15 protein-coding genes are annotated in these 16,889 nt (G+C 32.2%); all 15 read right to left on the reverse strand.

Translation table 11 applies throughout. From position 1 onward, the window contains the following. Window positions 1-153: 153 nt before the first annotated feature. The 15 genes from EV214_RS13515 to mfd all read right to left on the reverse strand — a co-directional run bounded on the left by EV214_RS13515 (window position 154) and on the right by mfd (window position 16,866). Complete coding sequence (locus EV214_RS13515; RefSeq protein WP_132246667.1) at window positions 154-1,059, reverse strand: serine/threonine protein kinase; 906 nt, start codon at window positions 1,057-1,059, stop codon at window positions 154-156. A 59-nt stretch (window positions 1,060-1,118) separates the two neighbouring features. Then, the gene (locus tag EV214_RS13520) at window positions 1,119-1,859 is read right to left on the reverse strand and encodes a vWA domain-containing protein (protein ID WP_132246669.1); all 741 of its coding nucleotides are present in this window, start codon (window positions 1,857-1,859) and stop codon (window positions 1,119-1,121) included. A 136-nt stretch (window positions 1,860-1,995) separates the two neighbouring features. After that, the gene (gene spoIIE, locus EV214_RS13525) at window positions 1,996-4,398 is read right to left on the reverse strand and encodes a stage II sporulation protein E (protein ID WP_165916371.1); all 2,403 of its coding nucleotides are present in this window, start codon (window positions 4,396-4,398) and stop codon (window positions 1,996-1,998) included. 340 nt (window positions 4,399-4,738) lie between these two features. After that, window positions 4,739-5,662, reverse strand: coding sequence for a Ppx/GppA phosphatase family protein (locus EV214_RS13530; protein ID WP_132246673.1), 924 nt, complete (start codon window positions 5,660-5,662; stop codon window positions 4,739-4,741). 91 nt (window positions 5,663-5,753) lie between these two features. Continuing rightward, window positions 5,754-6,179, reverse strand: a complete 426-nt coding sequence (locus tag EV214_RS13535; RefSeq protein ID WP_132246675.1) for a S1 domain-containing RNA-binding protein — start codon at window positions 6,177-6,179, stop codon at window positions 5,754-5,756. Between the two features lie 111 nt (window positions 6,180-6,290). Then, complete coding sequence (locus EV214_RS13540; protein WP_132246677.1) at window positions 6,291-6,602, reverse strand: FtsB family cell division protein; 312 nt, start codon at window positions 6,600-6,602, stop codon at window positions 6,291-6,293. 57 nt (window positions 6,603-6,659) lie between these two features. Next, on the reverse strand, window positions 6,660-7,169 hold the full coding sequence (yabQ, locus tag EV214_RS13545) for a spore cortex biosynthesis protein YabQ (protein ID WP_132246679.1): 510 nt from the start codon (window positions 7,167-7,169) through the stop codon (window positions 6,660-6,662). 57 nt (window positions 7,170-7,226) lie between these two features. Then, a complete protein-coding gene (gene yabP, locus EV214_RS13550) occupies window positions 7,227-7,517 on the reverse strand; it encodes a sporulation protein YabP (protein ID WP_132246681.1) in 291 nt (96 codons plus the stop codon). A gap of 109 nt (window positions 7,518-7,626) precedes the next feature. Beyond that, on the reverse strand, window positions 7,627-7,869 hold the full coding sequence (locus EV214_RS13555; RefSeq protein ID WP_132246683.1) for an RNA-binding S4 domain-containing protein: 243 nt from the start codon (window positions 7,867-7,869) through the stop codon (window positions 7,627-7,629). 54 nt (window positions 7,870-7,923) lie between these two features. Beyond that, window positions 7,924-8,202 carry an HU family DNA-binding protein gene (locus EV214_RS13560; RefSeq protein ID WP_132246685.1) on the reverse strand — a complete coding sequence of 93 codons (279 nt, stop codon included), beginning with the start codon at window positions 8,200-8,202 and terminating at the stop codon, window positions 7,924-7,926. Between the two features lie 94 nt (window positions 8,203-8,296). Then, window positions 8,297-9,763, reverse strand: a complete 1,467-nt coding sequence (gene yabN, locus EV214_RS13565) for a bifunctional methyltransferase/pyrophosphohydrolase YabN (protein ID WP_132246687.1) — start codon at window positions 9,761-9,763, stop codon at window positions 8,297-8,299. Between the two features lie 44 nt (window positions 9,764-9,807). Then, entirely contained in the window at window positions 9,808-11,424 is a 1,617-nt protein-coding gene (locus EV214_RS13570) for a putative polysaccharide biosynthesis protein (protein ID WP_132246689.1), read from the reverse strand. A 235-nt stretch (window positions 11,425-11,659) separates the two neighbouring features. Next, the gene (gene spoVT / locus EV214_RS13575) at window positions 11,660-12,211 is read right to left on the reverse strand and encodes a stage V sporulation protein T (RefSeq protein ID WP_132246691.1); all 552 of its coding nucleotides are present in this window, start codon (window positions 12,209-12,211) and stop codon (window positions 11,660-11,662) included. Window positions 12,212-12,356: 145 nt separating this feature from the next. Then, entirely contained in the window at window positions 12,357-13,304 is a 948-nt protein-coding gene (locus EV214_RS13580) for a peptidylprolyl isomerase (RefSeq protein WP_165916373.1), read from the reverse strand. A gap of 58 nt (window positions 13,305-13,362) precedes the next feature. Further along, window positions 13,363-16,866, reverse strand: coding sequence for a transcription-repair coupling factor (gene mfd, locus EV214_RS13585; protein ID WP_243116669.1), 3,504 nt, complete (start codon window positions 16,864-16,866; stop codon window positions 13,363-13,365). Window positions 16,867-16,889 lie beyond the last annotated feature (23 nt).

Raw genomic sequence — 16,889 nt, forward strand, 5'->3', positions numbered from 1 at the left:
TCTTTATATCTTCTTAATCATAAAATATGAACCTTTGAATGGATCATTTCCACTATGTTCCTTCAAAAATGCATCTTTTATTTTTTTTGCATGATAGACTGTATTCTATTTCTATATGTTACCCATAAAAACCTCCTAAAAACAGATATTTTTTTAAAAACACTTATATAAAATCCCTACAAACAATAATATACTACTAATAAATATTACATTTACAGTTCTATTTTTCTTATCAAATGTATATTTTTTATTTTTTTTCCATTGATATAAATCTTTTCTATATAACTTTTCTAAATGTATTAAAAATTCTTCAAAAGAAATATCTTTTTGTTTGAATCCCTTGTGGATTAACTCCACCAATTTTGAAAAAATGTGCATATCTTTCATCTTTTTTATTAGTTTATCAACAGTCATTTCCTGTGGACTACATTGTTCCTGCAAAAGCAATGTGGTAATTAACATACTTAAACTAAACAAGTCATATTTTTCATCTCCTCGTCTTAAGCCCATATTCCAGCTTGCCCGATCATAAAGCGGTGTAAATTCTTTGATACTAGAACCAATAGCCGTAACCCCTCCTAAATCAATAATTTTTATCACATTATTTTTTTGATCGATCATCAAATTCTCAAGTTTTAAGTCCCCAAAGATAAACCCATTTTTATGCAATATACGAAACGCTTTACCTATAATCATCGTAAGTCCAATAGTAGCTTTTATGTTGACAGGCTTTTTCATTATATACTCTTTTAAATTTTTTCCTTCTATACATTCCATTGCAATATAATATAATCGATCATTCCTATAATAAAAATCATCTATTTCATATACTTTCGGAACCAATCCTATATAGTCAAATTTATTTAACATTTCATATTCTTTTGTAATACTTTGCATCTCTTTACTTATTTTTAATGCGCAAATCTGGTTAGTTTTTATATCCTGTACCTTAAAAACTTTTCCTATGCCACCCATTCCTAATAAATGGATGATTTTATAGCCATTTTTATTCCATTTCCCCCACAATATATCCCCCGGATATAATTTTATCCCATTCATTTGTGCATCCTCCTATGATTTTGTGTCATAAGCAAAAAACGACTATCGCTAGTCGCTTTTTATACCATACTTTCTTTTAGCAATGGTTCGCTATTTCGAACAACATCTTCAAGCTCCTCATGATTTATTCCTTTTATTAAAGTTACTGCGCTATTAATAGCTGCTGCCGTAGGTGTTGTCCCTCCCGCTTTTAATCCAAATACTTTATCCTTAAGGGCTCCTATATTCTCTGTAAAATCACTAATAAGTGCTGTAAATTCTCCATTTTGTCCTGGATAACTAATAACTGCTACTTGATTCTTTCCCTTTCTTCCTTTAAGCGAATGCATCAATTCTATAATACTTTGTCTTGCAGTACTCATTTTATTTTTCATACTCCCACTACAATCCATTAATATACAACATTTAATATTTACCTCTTCTCCTAACTGCTCCATATAATCAATCACTTTACTTCTTACTTTAGGTGGCATATCTTCAAGATCCTTGCCCATAATTGCTTTCAATTGTTTTCCTACAATGGTTTCAATGGTTTTATTCACTGTCTTTTGGGTAACCACATGCATGGTTTGTCCTAGATTTTGAATTATTGTATTCTCCCAAATACCGCCACCCATCTGTGCGATTTTTTCTACTTCACACAGAGAATCATCATCACTTCCTCTATCATCCATAATTCCAATAGCATTGACGATCACGTTTTCCCTATAAGCCTCTGCCGCTGCCGTCACCGGGTTGCCCCCTACATTTGACTTTCCGTCCGTAACCACAATAATCTGCCGAATCTCCACTTTAACCATCCGCTCCTCTATTTTTTACTTTTTCTAGATTATTGTCCTATAGTTTTTTTTCTATACCTTCTTTTTTGTATATATAGCTGTATTAAGTTTAAAATAAGTATTTACAAATAGAAAAAAGAGTCTAAAGAAGGCTCTCTTATCGACTCTCCCATATTTTTGAAACCATTACTGTCATATCATCCGCTATCTTGTTTCCGTATTTTTCTATAGCTATATCCAAAAGTTTATCTGCAATACCTTGTGGATTTTTGCTATTTAACTTCTTGAGGGTATCCGTAACCCACTTTTCCTTTTCTTCAATATTTTGATCCGCATCTAGTACCCCATCAGACATGATAATGACACAATCATCTTTATTTAGTCGCTGTCCAAAACTCTCGATATCTATATTGTTAAGAATCCCAATAGGAAGAGATGTGGATCGAATGACTTCTATTTCTCCATTCGCTCGCTTAATAAAGCTAGACGCGGCACCAATTTTCACAAATTCTACCTTTCCCGTATACATATCGATCATAGATAAATCCATTGTTGAAAATGTCTCTTCAGAAGATTTCGAAACAAGTATAGAGTTGATCGTTTTTATAGCAATATCCTTTTTAAATCCCGCTTCCATTAATTGCTCGAGTATTGAAACTGTTGTTTGACTTTCTTTTGCAGCCCGCTCACCTGAACCCATCCCATCACTCAGTGCCATCATATATTGGCCATCTAGTAGCTCAATAAAAGAATAGCTATCTCCACAAATTCCTCTATCATCCTTCGATATCCTGGCAACGCCTGTTGCTACTTTATATTTTTTTGCTTCTACGAATGTAAATAGACACATTCCTTTCTTTTCATCTGTTTTACAATGCTGATTTTTTCTCACAACCTCTCTCCCTATAGTCTTAGACACAATAGGCGCAATTTTTTCATCACATTGTTTTCTATCAAAACAAGATCTTTTTTCTATTTCTATTTCAAATTTCCCACTTTCCATCTCCAAAACAGTAACCTGCTCAATAGCAATTCCTTCTTTGTCAAACGCCACGTACAAAGCATCTTCTACTTCTGTTCTAAAATCAACTTTCATATTTATTTCTTTCGATAAATCGTCAATAATATTAGATACCTCTTCAAATTGTTCTGCAATTAATTGCCTGCTTTCAAATAATTTTTTTTGCCACTCATAATGGATTTTATACACTTCAAAACGGTCGTTGATCATACGAATAAGTGTATCTAATTTAATACACCGTTTTTTCAAGTTATTAGGAATTTTATTCGATTCCATTCTTCCATAATTCTCTAAACACGTAATGACATCTACCACATCATTGTATGTACCATAAAAATTATTATGCCAACAACTTCTGCACATACCACAATTATGACATACTTTATCCGCTACCTCATCAATCATGTTGGCAATATCGTTTTGATCAACCATTTTGTTTTTTTCTGCAATATTTCCATAGGTAACTGCCAATTGAGAAAAAGCTTGTGCATATTCCTTTAATCTGTGGTATGCGATCTTTTGAATTCTATTACTATATGTTTTGTCTGATTGAAGATCATTAAAATTTAAAAATTTTTCCATATGCTGCATCATCCCTTTTGGCATAACCATGAAAATAACAAAAGAAGTGATAATTTCTTCAAATTGTATTAAAACTTCTGTAGAGCCATTGATATAGAAAGTCAGTATTGCATTGCCTAGAATCATCCCTATAGCTGAACCTATTTTCCCTAGATCTTTAAATATCCCAGCAAGGAGTCCAGAAAATCCATATATAGAAATAACAATAGGTGTCCCTATACTTGACATACTCGTAATAATACCAATGGTTATTCCTACACTCGCCCCTACGCTAGGACCTCCATTATAAGCGAATATTAAGGTTAGCAATATACCAAATACATTTTCTATTTTATATCCTGCCACAACCACATTAGACAGACCAGATACAACAACAGCAGCCAAAATCGCCACACATATCAATTCTTCATTTGATAAGATCTTTCTATTTGTTTTCTGTATCACAACAGGAATCGCGTAAGAAAGTATATACACAAACACAAAAACCACAAGAGCTTCAAAGCCTTCCATAAATAAATCATACATATAAAAATCTGTAGCTAAAATATAAATAAGACCTGATAAAAACATAGTTAAGCTTGATATGGTTGCTATACTAAAAATATGAAATCTTATTTTACTGCGTATATAACTAAAAATCATAAAAGATAATGCCAAAGCAATACAATATTTTGATATATTCGCATTCTCAGCAACTGTTATATTTCCAAAAAGTACGAAAAAACCTAAATAGCCATATTTTCTGTCTTTCATAATTAAAGAGATATAAAAAGCAATCCCAAAAGGTGCAAGTCCACCTAATATACTTGCTCTTCCCAATAATAAAGCCATTACAATCAATAGGATTGTATTTTTAGAAATACGCAAATTCCCAAGCTTTTTCTTTTCCCTTCCATTGATTTTAGCTTGTCCACTATACGCTCTTGTATAAGTGATCGCATTTATTTTATCTACCATTTCAACACCACCCATTTCTTTTTCTTAGGAAAATTATATCAATAGATGGATAAAAGATTTGTCAAGTTGCCTGTCTCAATATCAAGAAATTTCAGACAGTTCATGATGCCTTTTTACAAATTTTCATAAATATAATGTTCATTATCCAACAATTATGTAAAACGATCAAAATCCTAAAGACTTTTACTGTTACACTTTGCCGATATGACAGAAAGTTTAGGGATAAAAAAATGGAATAGTTTTTTTAAAAAAAGAATAGAATAACTTGTTTAGCAAAATCAAGCTGGATTACGCGTTTATTTCGATATAAAAAAACAACTTATTTTTAAAAATAAGTTGTCTATTTATTCTCTAACTGTTCAAAAACGAGTCCTTCTAAATTATCATATTCACTAATAATCATATCCTCAACACCAAGGTTTGTTAATATTCTATCTAAAATAATGGTTCCTGACGTAATGATATCTGCTCTCTTAGGCTGCAATCCTTTTATTCGTTTTCTCTCTTCTAAGTTTTTTGATAAAAATGTATTGCATATATCTTTCACTTGTTCATGGCTTAAATGCACATGGTGAATCATATCTTTATCATAAATTTCTAGTTCCTTTGATACAGCAGCAATCGTTGTAGCTGTACCGCCAATCCCTATGACTTTATCTATTTTGAGATTACAAAGGTAATTGATTGTACTTTTCATCATTTCATCTATGTTCTTTACCAACTCTTCTATTTCAACTTTACAAATAGGATCTGTCGTTACAAACCGCTCTGTCATCCTCACTGCACCTACATTTATACTTATAAGATACTTTATTCCTTCCTTATTTCCAAAGATAAACTCTGTACTTCCTCCACCAATATCAATGACTAAAATATTTTTATCCTTTTCTTTTAATCCTCTTAAAACCCCTGTAAACCCAAGCTGCGCTTCCTTTTCCCCAGTAATAATATCAATATGCGCATCTATTTCTTCTTTTGCTTGCTTTATAAGCACTTCTCTATTTTTTGCATCTCTTACTGCACTCGTAGCGATAATAGGGATTTGTGTTATACCTTCTTTTTGCGCAATATTTATAAATTCCTTTAAGGCTTGAATATTTCTCTGTATTGCAAGAACTGATAGTTGTCCTGTTTTATCTACATGTTCACCAATTCTTGTTGTTCTCAAATCTTTGAAGCTTTCAATAATACATCCATTCTCTACTTGCGCAAGTAAAATACGCATAGAATTTGTTCCAATATCAATCGCACCGACTTTTTTCATAATCTTTCCCCCAAATTTTTATGGATAAGAAAAAATATTTTTAAATAATTCCTCAATATATAAAACCGAGACGCTCGTCTCGGTTAATAATTTATCTCGCTATTTCTTTTCTACTAAATCCATTGCCTCTTCTAGAATCTTTCATATGTTTTTTCATTTGCTGTTGTTTTTCATCACTATCTTTAAGAAATTGTGATAATTGATCTTCAAAAGCTACTTTTGGAACATACTCTTTTTTCTTCCAATCACTTTGTACCGGTGGATTACTCTTTTTAGGAGGCTTTATTTCTGCCTTTCTAATAGAAAGACTTATTTTCCCCTTCGCATCAATAGAAATAATCTTTACCTTTACCTTCTGTTGTTCTTTGAGATAAGTAGCAATATTTTTTACATAATCGTCAGCTACCTCTGAAATGTGACATAGACCTGTTTTTCCTTCTGGTAGTTGAATAAAAGCACCAAAATTTGTAATGCCAGTTACAGTGCCCTCTACAACTTTTCCTATTTCAACGGGCATAAATTTAATATTCCTCCTTTTAAATAATGACAATGTTATTTGCATTCATTATAAATTATATTTATAATTATGTCAATATACTCCTAATTATCTTTATCATTTTTATTGACTCTATTTTGCTTTATTCATATCAACATAAATGATCTCATTTGATTTCACCATTTTTAGCTTCTCTCTTGCTACTTTTTCAATAAACTTAGGATCATTCCCTAAACTTTTTTCTTTTTCTAAACGCGCTATTTCTTTTTTGAATGCTACGATCTTTTGATTTAATACTTCTTCTTGTTTATATAATTTTTTCAATTCTATCTGTTGATTCATAAAAATCCAACCTACATACAATCCAAGCACTAGCAAACATATGTAAAAAAATTTTTTTTTCTTTTTCATGTTTTTATTTTTATATTGATTCATTCTTTTCATCCCTTATGCTAACTTATATTTGTTTTATATAGTTCTATATGAAACATGAAATTCCTTCTATTTTTTCTTTCTTATAAATTTTATATATTTTTTCATCTCGTTATATACTATTTTGGGTAATAAACAAATTCTCTTACATCGAAAATAATGTTGTGTTATTTTCTTTTTCAACCATCTCCATGGCTTTAAAAATAATTTTCTTAAAACCCTTAACGGATATAATATAATTTTTACTATTTTAAGAATTATTTTTCGGATCATCCGAAGTAAAAGAATCATGCTTTTTATTACAAATTTGCTTAAAATGCGATTATAAAGAATACTTCCTATCATAAATCCCAAAAATGTATAAAATCTTACTTGCCCTTCATTACTAAAAAGTAATACTGTAATAGCTGCAATCGAAATAACAATCCAAAAAATAAGATCTTCTATAATCGTAGCAATCTTTTTAGGTTTAAATATACACCTAAAAATTCTATATAAATCGTAAATAAATCCAATGAAAATACCTCCATACAAGGTGGCTAGAAAAACATATAGCTGCTCTGATACATAACTTACCATACAATCACCTCGGTTTTTAATACTTGTCTAATTTATAAAAAAATAACCGCACTGCGGTTATTTAAACATTTTCCCTAAAAATCCTATACCCTTGCTTCCCATACTATCTCGATCACTATACATCATAGCCTCGATCTCTCCTTCCACAACAACATTCCCATCATCTAGATTTAATTTGTTCATATCCAAATGATTCCCTTTTATCGTTAACACGCCCTTAATTGTTTCCAAGATAATTGTATTTTCATCAAAGCTTGTTACATGTTCTACTCCTGATATACTCAATTTCTCTCTATTCTCAAGAATAATATTCTGACTCTTGCTCTTTGTACTTCTTCTCTCCTCCATTTAACCTCACCCTCTTTTACATAATCTTCCTGTTTTAAAGATATGCTTGTATCTATTTGTTTATGCCTAGTTTTTTCATAAGAAAAAAATAGCACCTAAAATTTAGGTACTATTCGATGACTTTATACATTTCTTTTGAAGATTCTTTCGTAACATGTTCTGCTAAAGACGTTATCTCCACTGTTGTACTTTTTGCCCCAAAGGCAATCTTAATTTTATTTCCTACTTGCACTTCTGTAGAAGCTTTTGCAACCTTTTCATTCACATAGATACGACCTTGGTCACAAGCTTCTTTTGCGATGGTTCTTCTTTTTATCAATCTGGAATTTTTTAGAAATTTATCTAACCGCATGCTTTAATCTCTCCCATAAAATGAAAAAAGCAGACAAGCTGCTTTTTTTCTTCATTAAGCGTTCACGATATCTTTAAGTGCTTTTCCAGCTTTAAATACAGGTGCTTTTGAAGCAGGAATATCAATCACTTGCTCAGGATTTCTTGGATTTCTTCCTTGTCTTGCTTTTCTTTCTCTTACATCAAAAGTACCAAATCCAACTAATTGTACTTTGTCATCCTTTACAAGCGCTTCTTCTACACTTTTAATGAATGCATTTAATGCAGCTTCTGCATCTTTTTTTGTAAGTCCTGATTTTTCTGCCATGCTCGCAACTAATTCAGCTTTATTCACAATCATTACCTCCTTGATATTTAGAATACGTATTAGCATATTCTATCTTTTATTGAGAAATCCTTCTTTATTAGTAATATTTTTTATCTTTTTTTTATTTTTTATGTATTTTTGCCATATTCCACAGTTCATCCATCTCTTTTAAAGACATTTCTTCCAATTTTTCCCCATTTTTTTCTGCCGTTGTTTCAATAAATTCAAATCTATGGATAAATTTTTTGATTGTAACATTTAACGCCAATTCTGGATCTACTTTTAAAAATCTTGCTACATTTACAACAGAAAAAATGAGATCTCCTAGTTCTTCTTTTATTTTGACACGTTCCCCTGTATTATATACCTCTAGAAGTTCACCTAGCTCTTCTCTTACCTTTTCTATTGCATCCTCTACATGGTCCCAATCAAACCCAACTTCAGCCGCCTTAGCCTGTATTTTATAGCTTTTCATCAATGCTGGCAAATGCTTGGGAACCCTTTTAAGTCCTTCTGTATAAGTTTTTACATTTTTTTCTTCTCTTTTTACGGCTTCCCAACTCTTTACTGCACCAGCCGCTGAATCCACCGTTATCTCTCCAAATACATGTGGATGTCTGTCTACAAGCTTTTTACATATGCCTTTTACAACATCTTTCATACTAAATTTATCCCGTTCTGAGGCAAGTAGTGCATGAAATACAATTTGTAATAATAAGTCTCCCAATTCTTCTTCAAGTAAAGTCATGTCCATCTCATCAAGGGCTTCTAAAACTTCATACGTTTCTTCGATTAGATGTGGTTTCAAACTTTCATGAGTTTGCTTCGCATCCCATGGGCATCCACCTTTTCCTCTTAATTTTTTCATAATCTTTATTAAATCATTCATACTATAACTTGCTATCATATCCTCACCAAATTTAGGTATATATATACTTGTTAAATAGTCTAACCATTCTACACGATCTAATTCATAAAGTTTCATTGCTTGTACCTTTTCTACATGTGGAATCCCCGCCCCTCTTATGACCACAATAGGATATTCATCAGGATAATATTCCATTAGCTTTAGCTTCATCTCCGATGCAACAAACTTGTTATACACCTGGGTGACAATCACATCTGTTTCTACATCAGGAGCCTGCTTGTCCAATTGAAGTCCATCAATGATTTTTAATCCTCCTATAGGATCTTTCTTTAGGGTATGAAATATTGCCTCTATGAAACTCACAGAAGGAACAAACTCTAAAATAAACCCTTGTGTCTTTGCACGATCAATCAATATTTGTACCGTTACTTCTGCCACGAATGGACTTCCAGGAACAGCATATACTACATCTTCTGATTCTACCATCGTTAAAAGATTTTCTACAATGGCTTTATACACTTCATCAAAATTTTCTTTTTGCTCATAGATTGCATCAAAGCTTTCATATGAAATTTCTTGTTCTTTCAAATAGTCTACTACAGGATGCTTTTCTGTTCTTAGAAAAACTTTCTTACTCACTTTCATCTTTTCAAAAGCACCGATGGTTAAATACTCTTTGCTTCCTGGTCCTAGACCGATTACTGTAAGTTTGTGTTTCATCTATTCATCTCCTTAAGGAATTCTTCAAGTTCACCTTTTATTTATTATTTCCTCAGTAGCCCCATCATACCCAACACTTTTGCCATCTTTCTTCCCCCTGGAATCATTTCAAAATCTTCTTTTGTAATCCCTCCTGTTGTAAGAAGCATCAGTCCATAAATAAGGGCACCCACACCTATGGCTACTACAGTTGTCAATTTGTTCCCAAAAACATCTACAAATCGTGTATACACAAAAAGTACAGATATACTCATGGCACTCACAGCAATAACTGGCTTTATGACAAAGTTTGTAACACTAAATTTAGTTTTTGTTAACCGTTTTACTGCAAAGAAGTTGAGTATCGCAGCGATTGCATAGGCAGTAACTGTACCAATGGCAGCACCTTTTACATTTAACGAAGGTATTCCTGTTAAAAAATAGGTAGCTAATATTTTAAAAATAGACCCTATAAATAAATTGATTACAGGAACCGTAGGTCTTCCTAATCCTTGCAATATCCCTGTAAATGTCTGCACCAATGATAAAAAGATCACCCCAATGCCAAGAATAGCTAATGAACCTGCTGCACCAATAGCACTTTCTGGTTTAAGTGGAAATAGTAAGATCATAATAGGCTTTGCTAAAATTACTAGCCCCATAGCTGCTGGAAGTCCAATTAGGACTGCGATCCTTGTTCCCATTTGAACAGTACTTCTTACAGTCTTCATATCTCTTCTTTGACTTGCTTCAGATATTGCAGGAACTAAGCTTACAGCCAAACCTACTGTAAGCATTTGCGGAAAGTTAATAAGCGGTGCAGCAAAACCTGTCAATTGTCCGTATAATCCATTTGCTTCATCAGGAGAAAATCCTATAGCCTGAAGCCTTCTCATAACAATTGTCGCATCAATCATATTCATAATAGGTAAAATTGCAGCCCCAATTGTTATCGGAATCGCAATATATAAAATTCTAGTAAGGATTTTTCCAGCAGGCTCTTGTTTTTGAATCGGTCTTAGGCCAATTTCTTTTAAAATCTTTTTACGTCGCATATAATAAATAAGGATAATCATGAGCGTTCCTGTAATGGCTCCTGCTGCTGCACCAAAAGAAGCGCCTGCCGCTGCAATTTCTAATCCTTTATTTAATTTATTCAAAAGATAATAAGCCAATAAAAACCCTACAACAGTTCTTCCAAATTGTTCAATAATCTGTGATATAGCTGTAGGTACCATATCCTGAAGTCCTTGAAAATATCCTCGAAAAGCTGCCATAATCGGTACAAATAATAATGCTGGTGCAATGGCAACCATAGAAGCACGCGCACCTTCATTCTTCATGAACTTCACAATCATTCCTGATCCAAAAAACAAAATAGCAGATGTAACAATTCCAATTATAAATAACAATGCAAAAGAAACCTTAAAAATCCTATGCGCACCATATCTATCTCCCACTGCATTTTTCTCCGAAACAAGTTTTGATATAGCCGTTGGAATACCTGCCGTTGATATGGTTAAAAGGGCAACATAAATAGGATATGAAGTTTGATAATATCCCATTCCTTCACTACCAATCATATTTCCAAGAGGAATTCTAAAGAAAGCCCCCATTATTTTTACAATAATGCCTGCCGCCGCCAGAATGGCCGCACCTTTCAAAAATGACTTACTGCTCATTTATTTTCCTCCAATATTCATCTAATTTAAAGTTACTAAACAAATCTATTATATCAAACTATATACCATTTGTGCGATTTTATTCCAACTTCATAATTGTAGCGCATTTTGTTATATATAATATGTTTGTTGATTGATCGATAATATTCAAACTTAATTGTGCTACATTTTTTCCACATAACACAAAAGTAGTAGCCAGTGGCTACTACTAATATCATATGTATTATTCCTGATTTTATTGTTCCATTTGTTTTCCCAAGAAATTCGCAGCTGTTTCTGCTACTTTTAGTTCTAACTCGCCCACTGGTTTTTCATCATCTTTTGATAAAATTGCAACAACACCAATAGCATCTCCTTGTGAAACAATGGGTACAATCACTTGAGAATAATATTTCTCTTCATCTGATCCATCAGATGTTAATGGGTACATATTTTCTTTTTCATGAATGCTTAATGCTTTTTTTCCCTCCATTGCCTTCTCTAAAGATTTACTTACTCTTTTTTCTAAAAATTCCTTTTTAGATCCTCCTGCTACAGCAATAATTGTGTCTCTATCTGCTACAACAGCTACATGCCCAAGCGCATCACTTAAAGACTGCGCATATTCCGTTGCAAATTCACTTAATTCTCCAATTGGAGAATATTTCTTTAGAATTACTTCTCCATCTCTATCGGTAAAGATCTCTAATGGATCCCCTTCTCTAATTCTTAGTGTACGTCTTATTTCTTTTGGAATTACTACTCTACCTAAATCGTCAATTCTTCTTACTATTCCTGTTGCTTTCAAAGTTTCTCCCTCCTAAATATAATCTACTATTTTCAAAATAATTATTGTAGACTTATTATTTTACTTATATACTTTTTTTATACATGCATGGTAAATTTTCTAAAACTATTTTATAAAAAAAACAATCTGTGCTGTGCACAGATTGTTACTTTATTTTTTCAGGAAACTTTTCAATTTTTAGATCTTTTTTTATTGCATCTAATTGATCCACAATTTTCTTTTGAATCATATCCATTCTTATTTTTTCTTTTACATCTTCAAATTTTATTGTATCCCCTTTAATAATATGATAGCCAAATTGTGTTTTTACTGGATCACTTACTTCTCCTGGCTTTAAAGAAAAAGCAACTGCTTCAAATTCTGGTACCATCATACCTTTTCCAAAAATGCCTAAATCCCCACCATTCATAGCAGAACCTGGATCTTTTGAAAATTCCTTTGCAAGTTTTCCGAAATCTTCTCCTGATTTGATTCTTTTTAACAGATCTTTTGCTGTTTTTTCATCCTCTACCAAAATATGACTTGCTTTTGTTTGATCTTTTGTATAAACAGCCTCATTTTTCTTATAGTCCGCTTCTAATTTTTTGTCTGTTAGCTTTAAATCTTCTATCATTTTCTGTTGGAACTTATTTACATACATATCTGTTTTTATCTGATTTTTGACAAAACTTTCATCTATGCCATTTTCTTCTAAAAACTTCTTGGCTTCTGTTTGATCTTTCATACTTTCTTTATAATTTTCATATTGTTTTTCAATTTCTTTATCACTCACTACAATTTTCTTATCTTGCATATATTTCACAATGGCTTCTTCATCAATCATCTGGTCTAAAACTTTTTCTTGAACTGCTTGCAAATACGTCTTACCATTCATGTCCATACTCCAGATCTTTTCTCCGTATTGCTCCTCAATATTCTTTTTGATTAAAATCAATTTTTTATTATATGCCTCTAACCCAATTACTTGCTCCCCCACTTTAGCAACTACATCTTTTTCATTCATACTTGTAGCTTTGTTCGTACATCCTACTGCAAAAATCATTACGAATACGAGTACTACAACTATAAAAATTTTTGATTTTATAAATTTCATCATATCCTCTCCCTTGTGTGTCCAAATTTATTCCTAAGCTTTATTATATCTGAAATCTCTACTTATTGGAACCGCTAATTTTTTCTAAGCATCCTCGGATTTCTTTTATGCGTTGATTCTCAAAATAGTATTTCAATGTTATATGTGGATTGATACCCACACTCACTTGTATCCGCTTGCCATAAAATGCAATTACTTCACTAATGACCATAGGATTCATCCTATTTGCTTTATCAAATTCTAATTTCGCATGGGTTTTTGTTTCTGTTATACGAACAACACCAAGATTTTGCGCCATTGCCTTAATATAAGCAATAGAAATTAAGTTCATCACAGCTTCTGGTAAATTACCAAATCGATCTTCAATCTCTTCTTCTAAATCATAAACATCTTGCCCATCTCGAATAGAAGCCATTTTTTTATAAATTTCTAGTCGATGAGTTTCATTCACAATATATTTTGCAGGAATAAAGGCATTTATATGAATCTCTATAGATGTTTCTATAATTTCCTCTATTTTTTCCCCCTTCATTTCTCTTACCGTGTCTTCTAAAAGTTTACAATATAAATCATATCCAATAGCAGCCATATGCCCATGTTGTTGGCTTCCTAGAAGATTTCCCGCTCCTCTGATTTCTAAGTCGCGCATAGCGATCTTAAACCCTGATCCAAACTCAGTGAATTCCTTAATGGCTTTTAACCTTTTTTCTGCAATTTCTGTTAAAATCTTATCCTTTTGATACGTGAGATAAGCATAAGCTAACCGATTAGATCTACCCACTCTACCTCTTAGCTGATACAGTTGAGAAAGTCCCATTTTATCTGAATCATATATGATGATCGTATTCACATTAGATATATCTAATCCTGTTTCAATAATCGTTGTACAAATTAAAATATCATATTCTCCATTCATAAAATCTAACATGATATTTTCTAGTTCCCGTTCACTCATTTGTCCATGCCCAACAGCAATTTTTGCTTCTGGTACTAGTTTTCTTATTTTCGAAGCCATCTGCTCGATTCCTTTTACCCGATTAAATACAAAATAAACTTGACCCCCTCTACTCATCTCTTTGATAATTGCATCGCTTATAATTTCATCATTATATTCTAAAACGTAAGTCTGTACTGGATATCTTTCCTCTGGCGGATCTTCAATCACACTCATATCCCTAAGCCCGATAAGTGACATATGCAGTGTCCTAGGAATAGGTGTCGCTGTTAAGGTAAGCACATCTACATTTTTCCGAAGTTGCTTCAATGACTCTTTATGCTGCACCCCAAATCTTTGTTCCTCATCAATAATCAATAATCCTAGATCTTTAAAAGTTACATCTTTAGAAATAATGCGATGCGTTCCTATGAGAATATCTACCGCCCCTGCACGAGCCTTTTTTAAAATTTCATTCTGCTCCTTTTCTGTTTTAAATCTGCTTAACATTTCTATTGTAATTGGAAATTGTGCAAATCTTTGCATGAAGGTATTGTAATGCTGCTGTGCAAGAATAGTGGTAGGTACTAAGATGGCTGCTTGCTTTCCCTCCATTACACATTTAAAAACACCTCTTATGGCAACTTCTGTTTTTCCATACCCCACATCCCCACAGAGCAATCGATCCATAGGAACAGATCTTTCCATATCTTCTTTTAATTCTTTTATACATCTAATCTGATCGGGTGTTTCTTCATAAGGAAAATCATCTTCAAACTGCGCCTGCCAAGGTGTATCTTTTCCAAAAACATATCCTTTTGTCGTTTGTCTTATTGCATTTAATCGAAGTAGCTCTTTCGCCATATCTACAATGGCACCCTTCACCTTTGCCTTTGTTTTCTTCCATTCCGTTCCACCTAATTTGTTTAATTTTGTAGTTCCCCCATCAGACCCAATGTATTTTTGTACCAGATCCATTTGTTCAATCGGTACGTATAATAAATCCGCTCCTGAATATTTTAATTTTAAGTAATCTTTTTTAGCCCTTTCTAATTTTAGTTGTTCTACCCCTATGTATTTCCCTACACCATGATTTTCATGCACAACATAATCCCCAACCTTTAAGTCCATAAAAGATTTAATAGGCCGCCCATCTTTTCTCCTTTTGTTCACTTTTTTCTTTTTATATGTTCCAAAAATTTCATTCTCTGCAATAACCAAAAATTTGTTCGAAATATATTCAAAACCCTTCATAAGATTTCCTTGAAGAATAAAAATTTGCCCTGATTGAATTTTTTCATCCATGTTCTGCAAATAATTACATTCAATTTTTTCTTCTTTTAAACTTTCTTCTAATCTTTTTGCTCTTTCTTTTGTACCACAAAGAAGAATGGTTTTATATCCTCTGTATTTAAAGTTTTTTAACTCTGCTGCAAATAAATCTATTTTCCCATGGAAAGTTTGTGCCATTCTAGACGAAAAATTAACAATATGCTTCGGTGTAAAGGATGGATTATTTTTGGGTAAACTACTTAAGGCAAAAACATGTCGTTTCTTAATTTTAAGTAAAAATGTTTCATAATCGAGCATCAAATTTATTTGTGATGGAAGCACTTCTCCCTTTTCTAGTAGTCCTTTGAAAGTTTGTCCAATTTCTTTAAATGCTGTATCTGCCCTTTCTTTTACCCGAGATGGTTCGTCCATAAAAACAAGTGCATCCTCTTCTAAATAATCTATCAGATCTTCTAGTTTTTCGTAATAATAATTTAAATAATTTTCAAATCCTTTAGGATAATTTTGATTCTCTAGTTCCTCAATAAATAGATTTAAATTTTCTTTTAATCTCGTTAAGCTTTCTCCTTTTAATTTTTTTGCATGTTTTTGTAAATCCTGTTTTATTTTTTCTATGGCTTTTTTCTTTAACTTTCCATAAAATAATATTTCTTTCGCTGGATATACATCTACTTCTCTTAATTTCTCCAAGGATAATTGAGAATAAATATCGAAGCTTCTAATAGAATCTATCTCATTGTCAAAAAGTTCTATTCGGTAAGGGTTTTCAGAAGTAACAGGAAAGAAATCTATAATGCCTCCCCTAATACTGAATTGCCCCTTTGCTTCTACCATATCTACTCTTTCATATCCTGATAAAATAAAATTATTTACTATTTTCTCTAGTTCAACCGTTTCGCCATAGCTTAACTTTGTAAAGTTTTCACAAAAATAAGCTTTTGGCATTTTTTTATATAATAAGCTATCAATAGAAGCCACTACAATACATTTTTCCCCTTTAGCCATTTGAATGGTTGTATTTAATCTCTCTTCAAGTCCTTGATGGCTATACGCATCATAATTATAAAAAACCAATTCTGCTGCAGGATATTGATAATTTTTATTTTTCATAAAAAGCTTTAGATCTTCATAAATTTTTTTGGATTGATACGCATTATAAGTCACAATGAGACACTGTTTATGCGCCGACTGATTCAAGGCAAATACAATATGCGCAATCTGGGAATCTAATAGTCCATGAATCATTGTAGGACTCAAGTTCTTTTCCAAGCTATATTTTATTTGTTCATATTCTTTTGAACCTACCAATCCTTGTACAAATATATTTGTCTGCAAAACACTCACACCCTTCAATTACT

This window comes from Marinisporobacter balticus, assembly GCF_004345705.1.
In the GTDB taxonomy this organism is placed as follows: domain Bacteria; phylum Bacillota; class Clostridia; order Peptostreptococcales; family Thermotaleaceae; genus Marinisporobacter; species Marinisporobacter balticus.

What these genes read in the sequence shown, in the direction of transcription:
- EV214_RS13515 (WP_132246667.1), bottom strand. Translation starts at nt 1,059, where the DNA reads ATGAATGGGATAAAATTATATCCGGGGGATATATTGTGGGGGAAATGG.
- EV214_RS13520 (WP_132246669.1), bottom strand. Translation starts at nt 1,859, where the DNA reads ATGGTTAAAGTGGAGATTCGGCAGATTATTGTGGTTACGGACGGAAAG.
- spoIIE (WP_165916371.1), bottom strand. Translation starts at nt 4,398, where the DNA reads ATGGTAGATAAAATAAATGCGATCACTTATACAAGAGCGTATAGTGGA.
- EV214_RS13530 (WP_132246673.1), bottom strand. Translation starts at nt 5,662, where the DNA reads ATGAAAAAAGTCGGTGCGATTGATATTGGAACAAATTCTATGCGTATT.
- EV214_RS13535 (WP_132246675.1), bottom strand. Translation starts at nt 6,179, where the DNA reads ATGCCCGTTGAAATAGGAAAAGTTGTAGAGGGCACTGTAACTGGCATT.
- EV214_RS13540 (WP_132246677.1), bottom strand. Translation starts at nt 6,602, where the DNA reads ATGAAAAGAATGAATCAATATAAAAATAAAAACATGAAAAAGAAAAAA.
- yabQ (WP_132246679.1), bottom strand. Translation starts at nt 7,169, where the DNA reads ATGGTAAGTTATGTATCAGAGCAGCTATATGTTTTTCTAGCCACCTTG.
- yabP (WP_132246681.1), bottom strand. Translation starts at nt 7,517, where the DNA reads ATGGAGGAGAGAAGAAGTACAAAGAGCAAGAGTCAGAATATTATTCTT.
- EV214_RS13555 (WP_132246683.1), bottom strand. Translation starts at nt 7,869, where the DNA reads ATGCGGTTAGATAAATTTCTAAAAAATTCCAGATTGATAAAAAGAAGA.
- yabN (WP_132246687.1), bottom strand. Translation starts at nt 9,763, where the DNA reads ATGAAACACAAACTTACAGTAATCGGTCTAGGACCAGGAAGCAAAGAG.
- EV214_RS13570 (WP_132246689.1), bottom strand. Translation starts at nt 11,424, where the DNA reads ATGAGCAGTAAGTCATTTTTGAAAGGTGCGGCCATTCTGGCGGCGGCA.
- EV214_RS13580 (WP_165916373.1), bottom strand. Translation starts at nt 13,304, where the DNA reads ATGAAATTTATAAAATCAAAAATTTTTATAGTTGTAGTACTCGTATTC.